At 68.1% G+C, this 10,414-nt stretch carries 10 protein-coding genes; 2 read left to right on the forward strand and 8 right to left on the reverse strand.

Annotation, left to right across the window (positions count from 1 at the left end; translation table 11 throughout):
• The 7 genes from JHC36_RS00590 to JHC36_RS00620 all read right to left on the reverse strand — a co-directional run.
• Nucleotides 1–562 (reverse strand): DUF1365 domain-containing protein (locus tag JHC36_RS00590; protein ID WP_503006717.1); only part of this gene is annotated, 562 nt, incomplete at its 3' end.
• 464 nt (nt 563–1,026) lie between these two features.
• Nucleotides 1,027–1,278 (reverse strand): FAD-dependent oxidoreductase, encoded by a 252-nt coding sequence (locus tag JHC36_RS11665; protein WP_503006712.1) that lies wholly within the window; start codon nt 1,276–1,278, stop codon nt 1,027–1,029.
• A 333-nt stretch (nt 1,279–1,611) separates the two neighbouring features.
• Nucleotides 1,612–2,223, reverse strand: a complete 612-nt coding sequence (locus JHC36_RS00600) for a glutathione peroxidase (protein ID WP_503006714.1) — start codon at nt 2,221–2,223, stop codon at nt 1,612–1,614.
• A gap of 94 nt (nt 2,224–2,317) precedes the next feature.
• On the reverse strand, nt 2,318–4,267 hold the full coding sequence (gene htpG / locus JHC36_RS00605; RefSeq protein ID WP_124223249.1) for a molecular chaperone HtpG: 1,950 nt from the start codon (nt 4,265–4,267) through the stop codon (nt 2,318–2,320).
• A 96-nt stretch (nt 4,268–4,363) separates the two neighbouring features.
• Nucleotides 4,364–4,498, reverse strand: coding sequence for a hypothetical protein (locus JHC36_RS00610; RefSeq protein ID WP_287914547.1), 135 nt, complete (start codon nt 4,496–4,498; stop codon nt 4,364–4,366).
• Nucleotides 4,499–4,550: 52 nt separating this feature from the next.
• The gene (locus JHC36_RS00615) at nt 4,551–5,477 is read right to left on the reverse strand and encodes a pseudouridine synthase (RefSeq protein ID WP_287914549.1); all 927 of its coding nucleotides are present in this window, start codon (nt 5,475–5,477) and stop codon (nt 4,551–4,553) included.
• Nucleotides 5,478–5,501: 24 nt separating this feature from the next.
• Entirely contained in the window at nt 5,502–6,221 is a 720-nt protein-coding gene (locus tag JHC36_RS00620) for a Crp/Fnr family transcriptional regulator (protein ID WP_287914552.1), read from the reverse strand.
• Nucleotides 6,222–6,486: 265 nt separating this feature from the next.
• Between JHC36_RS00620 and JHC36_RS00625 the strand changes: the two genes are divergently transcribed.
• Both JHC36_RS00625 and JHC36_RS00630 read left to right on the forward strand, forming a co-directional pair.
• Nucleotides 6,487–8,709 carry a malate synthase G gene (locus JHC36_RS00625; RefSeq protein ID WP_287914554.1) on the forward strand — a complete coding sequence of 741 codons (2,223 nt, stop codon included), beginning with the start codon at nt 6,487–6,489 and terminating at the stop codon, nt 8,707–8,709.
• A 211-nt stretch (nt 8,710–8,920) separates the two neighbouring features.
• Complete coding sequence (locus JHC36_RS00630; RefSeq protein ID WP_287914557.1) at nt 8,921–9,457, forward strand: chorismate--pyruvate lyase family protein; 537 nt, start codon at nt 8,921–8,923, stop codon at nt 9,455–9,457.
• A gap of 42 nt (nt 9,458–9,499) precedes the next feature.
• Here JHC36_RS00630 and JHC36_RS00635 read toward each other — a convergent pair.
• A partial coding sequence (locus JHC36_RS00635) for an MBL fold metallo-hydrolase (protein WP_287914560.1) occupies nt 9,500–10,414 on the reverse strand: 915 nt, incomplete at its 5' end.

Consider the following 10,414-nt stretch of genomic DNA (forward strand, 5'->3'; position numbering starts at 1 on the left):
CGTCGTGCTCCACACGCGCGACGATGCGCTCCACGCCGTCATGCCAGGTGCGCAGAAAACGAAAGCGGTAGCCGCCTTCCACGCGGCAAAACGGTGAGACGTGGAACACCTTATGCGCCTGCGCTTGCGCGCCCCAGCGCGGCGCGTCGAGCAAATAGCAATGGCGCTCACCAAAGGTGTTGTTGACCTCGGCGACGATCGCGCGCAGCGTGCCGTCGTGGCGGTGCGCGTACCAAAAGCTCACGGGCCTGAAGGTATAGCTCAGCACCCGCGGGTAGGTTTGCAGCCAGATTTCCCCGTCCGCGTCGGCGATGCCTTCGCGCTGCAGCAGTTCTTCGAGCCAGCCGAGCGCACCGCCCGCCGCCACCGCACGGCCGTCGCCATGGTCACGCTCATAGAAGCTCAGCGCCGCCCGACGGTTGACGGCGAGCGCCAGCGCCTGGTCGCTGTGGGTGGCGAGCACCAAGCGGTCGAACACCTCGCTGCCGCTGGCCGTGTGAATGCGCCCGCCGCCGCGCGGCTGGGCTGGGTGGCGCTCGATGCGCAGCACCGGCGTGGCCAAACGCGCATCACGCAGCCCGCGCACGATGGCCTGCACATAGTGACGTGCGCCACCCGCGACCGTCCACCACTGCGGCCGCCGGGTGATTTGCAGCAAGCCGTGGTTGTGGCAGAAGCGAATCATCGTGGCGACGGGGAAGCGCAGCATCTGTGCGGTCGGGCAGCTCCAGATGCAGCCGAGCATGGGCAGCAAATAGCCTTCGCGGAACTCAGCGCCGAAGCCTTCGGTTTCGAGCCAGTCGCCGAGCGGTTGCGCGAGTGCCGCGTCCGCACCGCTGCGCGCAAGGGCTGTCGCGCGGCGGTTGAAGCGCAACAGGTCGGCGAGCATGTGCCAAAAGCGCGGGCGGACCAGGTTGCGACGCTGGGCGAAGACGGTGTCGAGGTTCGAGCCGCTCCACTCGAGCGCTTGCGCGCCGAGCACGCCCTTGGCCTGGACCGAGAACGACATGTCGGATTTCGCCGTCGTCACGCCGAGTTCGGCAAAGAGCGCGCGATCAGCCCGGGATAGGTCCGCTCGTTGAACACCAGAAAGCCGGTGTCTACACCGTGTGTGACGGGTCGGCCGTCGGCACCGGGCAGGGTCACGTCGACCGTGTTGGTGTGGCCGCCGAAGTAGGGGCCAGACTCGAACAGGGTGATGTCGGCGTGGTGTGTCAGCCGGTGGGCGGCCGCGAGGCCCGAGATGCCCGAGCCGACGATGGCCACGCGCGGCTTCATCGCGCACCTCCGGTCGGGGCCGAAGACAAAGCTGCTGCGAAGCACCCCTGGGGGAAGGAGGGAGGGAGGGAGGAGGAGAACCGCCCTGGGGCTGATCCACGCCGACGTTCGACGCTTAGGCTTCGCAGCAGAAAAAACGGCGGGCGGCTTGGGCCGCCGACCTCGGTTATGACCGCAGCCCCGGCGTTCGAGTTCCGCCCGGCGCGGCACCCGGGCGTGTAAAGTTTTGTAAGCCCGGGCGGGGCGCTGGCGCTGCGGTTCATGAATGCCTCGTTTGGTTAGTTGCTTCGCAGTCGTATTATGACGGTACGGTCGCTTTATGAACACGAAGGCTCAGCGCAAGGCAAGTTGTTTTTCAATCTCCCTGATGAACGCGCGGTCTTCGGGGCTGGTCATGCTGCTGTAGGCATCGACGACGCGGCCGTCGCGGCCGATCAGGTATTTGTAGAAATTCCAGCGCGGCCGCGTGCCGGTGGCCTGCGCGAGTTGGCGGAACAAGGGGTGCGCCTGTTCGCCCGTGACGTGCGTCGCGACGAACATCGGGAATTTCACGCCGTAGGTGTTTTCGCAGAACTCGGCGATCTTGCGGTTGCTGTCGGCTTCCTGGTTGAAGTCGTTGGACGGGAAACCCAGCACCACCAGCCCCCGGTCCTTGTAGCGGGCGTACAGCGCCTCTAGCCCTTTGTACTGCGGCGTGAAGCCGCAAAAGCTCGCGGTATTGACCACCAGCACGACCTTGCCGGCGTACTGGCAGAGGTTCTGGGGCTTTTCATCCTGCAGTCGGGGCACGGTGTGCTGCAAGATCGCCGGGCAGTTCGCGGAGCTCGCGCCGCTGGCGGCCGGCGTAGGTGCGGGCGCCGTCTGAGCCGAGGCCATGCCACCGAGCAGCGCCAGGGCCAGACCGACGAACGCCAGGCGTGGGAAGACCGATACCGAAGTGCGCATGAAACTCTCCAAGTCAAAATATGACTGTAGAGTTTACGCACAAAAGCCCGCGTTGTCAGGCGCGGGCTTTCGGAGGGGGCTGATGCGTGCCTGGTCAATCGGCCGCGGCGAGCAGCGCGTTGACGCGGCGCACGTAGGCGGCGGGGTCTTCGGGCAGGGCGCCGTCGGCGAGCACGGCCTGATCCAGCAGGATCTGCGCCAGATCGTCGAAGCGGCTGCCCTCGGCGTTTTCGAGTTTCTGCACCAGCGGATGCGCGGGGTTCACCTCGAGGATGGGTTTGACCTCGGGCACCTTCTGGCCCGCGGCTTTGAGCATGCGCGCCAGTTGCGGGCTCATGCCGCCTTCGGGCACGACGAGGCAGGCCGGACTGTCGACCAGGCGGGCGCTCACACGCACGTCCTCGACGCGTTCACCGAGCGCGGTCTTGAGCCGCTCGAGCACGGGCTTGAAGGCGGTGCTGGCTTCTTCCACCGCCTTTTTCTCGGCCTCGTCCTGGAGCTTGGCCAGATCGGCCTCGCCGCGCGCGACCGATTGCAGCGGCGTGCCCTCGAATTCGGTGAGGAAGTTCATCGCCCACTCGTCGACCCGGTCGGTCATCAGCAGCACCTCGATGCCCTTCTTTCGGAACAGCTCGAGCTGCGGGCTGTTCTTGGCGGCGGCGAGGCTTTCGGCGGTGAGGTAGTAGATGGCTTCCTGGCCCTCTTTCATGCGCGCCTTGTAGTCGGCGAGCGAGACGCTCGGCGTGTCGCTCTGCGTCGATGCAAAGCGCAGCAGCTTCGCGATCCGGTCGCGGTTGGCGAGGTCTTCGCCCAAGCCTTCCTTGAGCACGGCGCCGAACTCGCTCCAGAAGGTCGTGTACTTGCCGGCCTTGGCCTTGTCTTCGTCGGACAGGGCTGCGGCCGCCTCGCCCTCGGGCAGCCGATCGTGCGCGGCCAGGTCTTCGAGCAGCGCGAGCACGCGGCGGGTATTGCCTTCGCGGATGGCCTTGACGTCGCGGCTCTCCTGCAGCAGCTCACGGCTGACGTTGAGCGGCAGGTCGTTCGAGTCGACCACGCCCTTGATGAAGCGCAGGTAAGCGGGCAGCAAGGCCTCGGCGTCGTCCATGATGAACACGCGCTTGACGTAGAGCTTGAGGCCGCTCTTGCGCTCGCGCAGCCACAGGTCGTGCGGCGCGTGTTTGGGGATGTAGAGCAGTTGGATGTATTCGGTCGAGCCCTCGACGCGGTTGTGCGTCCAGGCCAGCGGCGGCTCGAAGTCGTGCGTGATCTGCTGGTAGAACGCGATGTACTGCTCGTCGGTGATGTCTTTCTTGGGCCGCGTCCACAGCGCCGTGGCCTGGTTGATGGTTTCCCACTCCCCGGTCTTGACCATGCGGCCGGGCTCGCCGTCCTTGCCCTCCTGCCAGGTTTCCTTCTCCAGCAGGATCGGCAGGCTGATGTGGTCGGCGTACTTGCGCACGATCTCCTTGATCTTCCAGGCGCTGGCGTATTCGAGCGCGTCCTCGCGCAGATGCAGGATCACGCTCGTGCCGCGGGCTTCGCGTGTGATCGGCTCGACCTCGAAGGCGCCGGTGCCCTCGCTGGACCAGCGCACACCGGCGTCGCTCGAGAGGCCCGCGCGGCGTGACTCCACCGTGATGCGGTCGGCGACGATGAAGCCCGAATAAAAGCCCACGCCGAACTGGCCGATGAGCTGGGCGTCTTGCTTCTGGTCGCCGGTGAGGCGGCTGAAGAACTCGCGCGTGCCGCTCTTGGCAATCGTGCCCAGGTGCTCGATGGCCTCCTGTTCGCTCATGCCGATGCCGTTGTCGGTGATGGTCAGCGTGCGCGCATCGCGGTCGTAGCTGATGCGGATTTCCAACTGGGGCTGATCTTCATACAGCGCGGGGTTGGCCAGCGCCTCGAAGCGCAGCTTGTCGCAGGCGTCCGAGGCGTTGGAGATCAGTTCGCGCAAAAAGATGTCTTTGTTCGAGTAGAGCGAATGCGTCACGAGGTGTAGCAGTTGCGCCACCTCGGCTTGGAAGGAATGGGTGTGCTTGGTCATCGTTATCAGAGAGTGGGAAACACAAACGAACCGCAGCCGCGGCCGCCGCTGCGCGGTCACGCAAAGCCATTCAGTTGGGGCCGTGGCCGCGGGCTTTCAAGGGGCAAGACGGGGCGAGCGCTGGGCGCAGACCGGCGCGAGCCAGCGTTCGAGCCGGGCGGCGACCTCGGTGCTCGACAGCAGCCCGAGGTGTCCGGTGCGCCAGGCGATGTGCCGGTGTGAATGCGTCACCTGCAGCCGGCGCCGCGTGGGGCTCGGGCGGGGTGTTCAGCGGGCGCTCCCCTCAAAACCGTTCATCGGGGCCGAGGTAGCGCCACTGGCCAAGCGGCAGGCGGCCGAGCATCACGCGGCCGATGCGCACGCGCTTCAAGCCCACCACGGTCAGCCCGACGAGCGCGCACATGCGGCGAATCTGGCGCTTGCGGCCTTCGGTGAGCACGAAGCGCAGTTGCTCCTCGTTTTGCCATTCGACCCGGGCGGGCTTGAGCCGCACGCCGTCGAGGCTCAGGCCGTGGCGCAGCCGCGCCAGCGCTTCGGGCGGAACGACCGAGCGCACATCGACGCTGGCCATCGCGTCCTCGTGCCCCGGGGCGAGCGGGCCACCGCCGCTGGCCGCGCCGCTCGGGTCGTAGCGCACGCGCACGAGGTATTCCTTTTCGATCGTGGAGTCCTCGCCGATCAGCGTGCGGGCGACGCGTCCGTCCTGCGTGAGCACGAGCAGGCCGGTCGAGTCGATGTCGAGCCGTCCCGCGGGCGCGAGGCCGCGCAGTTGAGCGCTCGAAAAGCGCAGACGGCTCCCGTCCTCGCGCCAGTGGTTGCGGGGTTCGATCAGCGTCACGGCCGGTGCGTGGCCGTCCTCGGCCTGGCCGCTCACGAAGCCGATGGGCTTGTGCAGCAAGATGGTGACACGCTGGGCCTGTTCGCCGGTGGCTTGGCGGTCGACGCTGATGCGCGCGTCGGGGCGCACCTTGGCGCCCATCTCGGCAACGACGCCATCGACGCGGACCCAGCCGCGTTCGATCCAGGCGTCGGCTTCGCGGCGCGAGCACAGGCCAAGCTCGGCCATGCGTTTGTTGAGGCGCACGGGCTCACCGTGGCCGGCCGGCGGCGGTGCAGTCTGGGGCCGGGTGCTGCTGGACGCGGCGTTGGGCCGGGGCGGCTTGGAATCGGGGCGGCGCTGGGGCGCGCCGGGCGGCGGGCGGGTGCTCATGCTTCGGGGGGTGGGTGAGGCTGCTCAAAGTTCACAGTGTCGCAGGCCGACGAGGTCGAGCACGCGCAGGCCGCCGTATTCGACCCGGATCAGACCGCGCGCCTCCAGGGTGTCGAGCGCCCGGTTGACGCGCTGGCGCGACAGGCCGACCAGATAAGCCAGCTCCTGCTGCGTGATGCGCAGCACCTCGCCCACGCCGGGGTAGAGCGCCGGGTTGAACAGCGCGGCGAGGTTGCGCGCCACGCGCAGCTCCGGTGTGTGCATGCGGTCGATGGCGCGCGCCGCGATGAACTGGCCGAGGCGTTCGTTGAGCTGGTTCATGACGAAGCGGTTGAAGCCGATCGAATGATCGAGCAGATGGTGGAACACGTCGACCGGCAGGCCGGCTACGAGGCTCGAGCGCAGCGCCTGCACGTGGTAGCGGTACACCTCGCGCTTGAGCGCGGTGCCCTCGCCGAACCAGCCACCCGGCGGCAAGCCGGCGTAGGTCATGGTCTGGCCCAGCCGGTCTTCGCTGCTCATCTTGAGCAGGCCCTCGATGACGCCGAACCAATAGGTGACCGGACGCCCCATGCGGCAGATGAAGTCGCCCGGCGCGGCTTCGCTCACGCGCAGCGCGTCGATCGCAACGCTTCGCTCGCCCGGGGTGAGCAAGCCCAGCCACGGGATGCCTGCGAGCTCCGCCGCGTTCGGCGGGCGGCGGCGCTGATGCAGCGACGGGGCGGGGGGCGATGCGCTCGTCATGATGTTCGGGCCCACAGAGGCGTCCAATGTAGCAATCCGGCAGGCGCGGAGGTGACCTGGGAATAAATTGCGTTCATCTGAGTAAAAAATGAACCGCTTTCAGCGCGAAGAATAAGCGTTTGAGTTTGGAATAAAGTTCATACCACGATGGGCTTCGAGCCTCCGGCCAGGCTGAAACGGCGCTTGCGGGGGCAAGCCCTCAACCCCCCGTACCTGGTTTCATGCGGGCAAAGCCTGTTTTTCATCACTTTTTCGAGGATCTTTCATGACCACGAACCGCATCAACGTCCACCGGCTGCAGGTCGCCGAGCCGCTCTACCGCTTCATCAACGACGAGGTGCTGCCCGGCACCGGCGTCAGCGCCGAAACCTTCTGGGCCGGGTTCGACGCGATCGTGGGCGACCTCGCACCGAAGAACCGCGCGTTGCTGGCCGAGCGCGACCGCCTGCAGGCCGAACTCGACACCTGGCACAGCGCCCACCCCGGCCCGATCCGCGATATGGCGGGCTACCGCAAGTTTCTCGAGACCATCGGCTACCTGGTGCCCACGCCCGGGCCGGTGCGCATCACCACCGCCAACGTCGACGCGGAGCTCTCCACCCAGGCCGGTCCGCAGCTCGTGGTGCCCATCCTCAACGCCCGCTACGCGCTCAACGCCGCCAATGCGCGCTGGGGCTCGCTCTATGACGCGCTCTATGGCACCGATGTCATCCCCGAGGACGACGGCTGCGAAAAGGGCCCGGGCTACAACGAAAAGCGCGGCGCGCGCGTGATCGCCTTCGCACGCCGCTTCCTCGATGAGTCCGCGCCGCTGGCCGAGGGCAGCCACGCCGAGGCCAGCGCCTACCAGGTGGTCGACGGGGCGCTGCGCGTCTCGCTCACCGGCGGGCGCATGACGGGCCTGAAGAACCCGGCGCAGTTCGTGGGCTTTCAGGGCGAGGCGCTCAACCCCTCGTCGGTGCTGCTCAAGAACCACGGCTTGCACATCGACATCCGCATCGACCGCGCCACGCCCATCGGTCAGACCGACCTCGCCGGCGTCTCCGACGTGGTGGTCGAGGCCGCGCTGTCCACCATCCTCGACCTCGAGGACTCGGTGGCGGCGGTGGACGCCGAGGACAAGGTGCTCGGCTACCGCAACTGGCTCGGTATTTTGAAGGGTGACTTGGTCGAGTCCTTCGACAAAGGCGGCCGGCGTCTCACGCGCGGGCTGCACCCCGACCGCCGCTACCGCACGCCCAAGGGCGACGGCGAACTAGTGCTGCCGGGCCGCAGCTTGCTGTTCGTGCGCAACGTCGGCCACCTGATGACCAACCCGGCCATCCTCTGGACCGACCGCGACGGCATCGCGCGCGAGATCCCCGAAGGCATCATGGACGCGATGGTCACCACCACCATCGCGCTGCACGACCTGCAAGGCCACGGCCGCCTGCCCAGCGGTGAGCTCATCCGCAACAGCCGCGCGGGCAGCGTCTACATCGTCAAGCCCAAAATGCACGGCCCGGCCGAAGTGGCTTTTGCCGCCGAGCTGTTCGGCCGCGTCGAACAGGTGCTGGGCCTGCCCGACAGCACGGTCAAGCTCGGCATCATGGACGAGGAGCGCCGCACCTCGGTCAACCTCAAGGCCTGCATCGCCGCCGCGCAAAGCCGCGTCGCGTTCATCAACACCGGCTTCCTCGACCGCACCGGCGATGAAATCCACAGCGCCATGCGCGCCGGCCCCATGATCCGCAAGGGCGACATGAAGACCAGCGCGTGGATCCAGGCTTACGAGAAGAACAATGTGCTCGTCGGCCTGGCCTGCGGCCTGCGCGGCAAAGCGCAGATCGGCAAAGGCATGTGGGCCATGCCCGACCTGATGGCCGCCATGCTCGAGCAGAAGATCGCCCACCCCAAGGCCGGCGCCAACACCGCCTGGGTGCCCAGCCCCACCGGCGCGACGCTGCATGCGCTGCACTACCACCAGGTCGACGTCGCGGCGATTCAGGCCGAAATGGAGCGTATCGACGCCGACGCGCTGCGCGACGAACTGCTCACCGGGCTGCTGACCGTGCCCGTGGCCGCCGCACCCAACTGGAGCGAGGCCGAGCGCCAGCAGGAACTCGACAACAACGCGCAAGGCATCCTCGGCTACGTCGTGCGCTGGGTCGATCAGGGCGTGGGCTGCTCCAAAGTGCCCGACATCCACAACATCGGCCTCATGGAAGACCGCGCCACGCTGCGCATCTCGAGCCAGCACATGGCCAACTGGCTGCTGCACGGCGTGGTCAGCGAAGCGCAGGTGCGCGCCACGATGGAGCGCATGGCCGCGGTGGTCGACCAGCAAAACGCCGGCGACCCCTTCTACAAGCCCATGGCTGGCCACTTCGACACCAGCTACGCCTACCGCGCCGCCTGCGACCTCGTGTTCAAGGGCGTCGAGCAACCCAACGGCTACACCGAGCCGCTGCTCCACGCCTGGCGCCAGCGCGCGAAAGCGGGGGCTTGAGGCGAGGCTGCCAAGGGGGCGTCGTCGGTCTTTGCGCTCTCTGTTCAGGAGCGCTCGGTGACCGATTGACGCCGGGTCTGCCTGGAATTTACGACTGACCAGGCAAATTGACGGCCGGACTGGGGGCTGCGTCAAACGCAAATCCTCGCCACTGCAGGGGGCATGGCGGCGGTTTGCGCCTCGCGTCCCCGCCCGCAACTGCCCGCACCCCATGACGCTCACCCCCGATGCCCTCACGGCCCTATTGCGCCAGTCGGATGGATCGCCTTGGCACGACGACGCCATGCAGGCGTTTGGGTCGCTCTCGCCGCAAGCGGCTGGGTGGCTGAACGAGCGCGGCTCGCTCACGCAGCGGCTGCGCGACGCCTTTGGGCCGGTGACGGTGGAACGTTTGTTCGAGGGCGCTCGAGGAGCCGAGGCGGCGGCGGGCTTGGCCAAGGGCCGCCCGGTCTGGGAGCGTTGCGTGCGGCTGGTCGCGGCGGGCCGGCCGCGCATCGCGGCGCGCACCTGCATTCCCGGCTGGGGCCCCGACAACCCGTGGTGCGAGGTGCAGCGGCTGGGCGATCGGCCCTTGGGCGAGCTGTTGTTCGAGCTCGACGACCTCGAGCGCGGGCCTTTGCGCTTTGCGCGGCTCGGTGCCGATGCCCGCGCGCCGCACGCGCGACGCTGCGTGTACCGCCGCTGCGGCGCGGTGCTCGAACTGACGGAGGTGTTTCTCGATGGCGTCTGGGGCCGCGCGGACGGCTGAACGAGGCCGTCGATGGCCGCAAGCGACGGGTTCGCCGCCGCCCTACCCGGCATCCACCAGCCAGCCCGCGACACGCCGTGCGGCGCCGCTGCGCACGAGATCGTCGATCAGCGCTTCGAGCCAAGCCTCGAACGATGGCTCCGGCTCGGCTCCGTCGGGCGCTTCTTGGGACCGCAGCGTGTGCAGGTAGGGCGTGGCGCGCGCCCAGGCGTGCAGCGCCTCGGGGGCGATGCGTTGCCACTCGAGCAGCTTGAACTTGAGCAGCACACGCGCCGCATGGCGGCGATGCCGCGCCGGGTCGGCCACGAAGCCTTCGAGCCGGGCCCGCGCGTCGGCCAGGGCGCGCGCCACGTCGCTGAACACCGGCCCGTGGCCGGGGATGACGATCGCCGGCGCGAGGCGCTCGATGAGGTCGAGCGTGGCGGCGACCGCATCGAAGGCGTCAAAACCCTCGAGTTCGGGAAACACCACGCCAAAGCCGCGCGCCCAGAGCGCATCGGCCGAGATCAGCAGCCGCGCCTCGGGCTCGAACAGGATCACCGAATGCGGATCATGGCCGGGCGCCGCGTGCACCTGCCAGTGCCGCTCGCCGAGCGCCAGCGTCTCGCCGGGCAGCAGCAAGCCATCGAAGTGAAAACGCGCGCAGGCCTGGCCCGTGGGGCGGTAGGTCAGCGCGTCCTCGTCCCAGGCCGTCACGGCGGCGGCCAGGCCCGGCGGGATGCGGGTGTGCACGCCGGGGTAGGCCGCTTGCAGCGCGGCGTTGCCGCCGCAGTGGTCGCTGTGCAAATGGGTGTTGAGCAGATGGTCGAGCGGCGCTGCGCCCAGCGCAGCCTGCACCAGCGCGAGCGTCTGCGGCGCATGCGTGACGTAGCCGCTGTCGACCAACGCCGCACCAAAGCGACCGCGCAGCAGGATGTTGTTCGACGAAAGCCAGCCGCGCTCGAACACCGTCACGTC

The organism is Tibeticola sp. (assembly GCF_022759015.1).
GTDB classification, from domain to species: domain Bacteria; phylum Pseudomonadota; class Gammaproteobacteria; order Burkholderiales; family Burkholderiaceae_C; genus Tibeticola; species Tibeticola sediminis.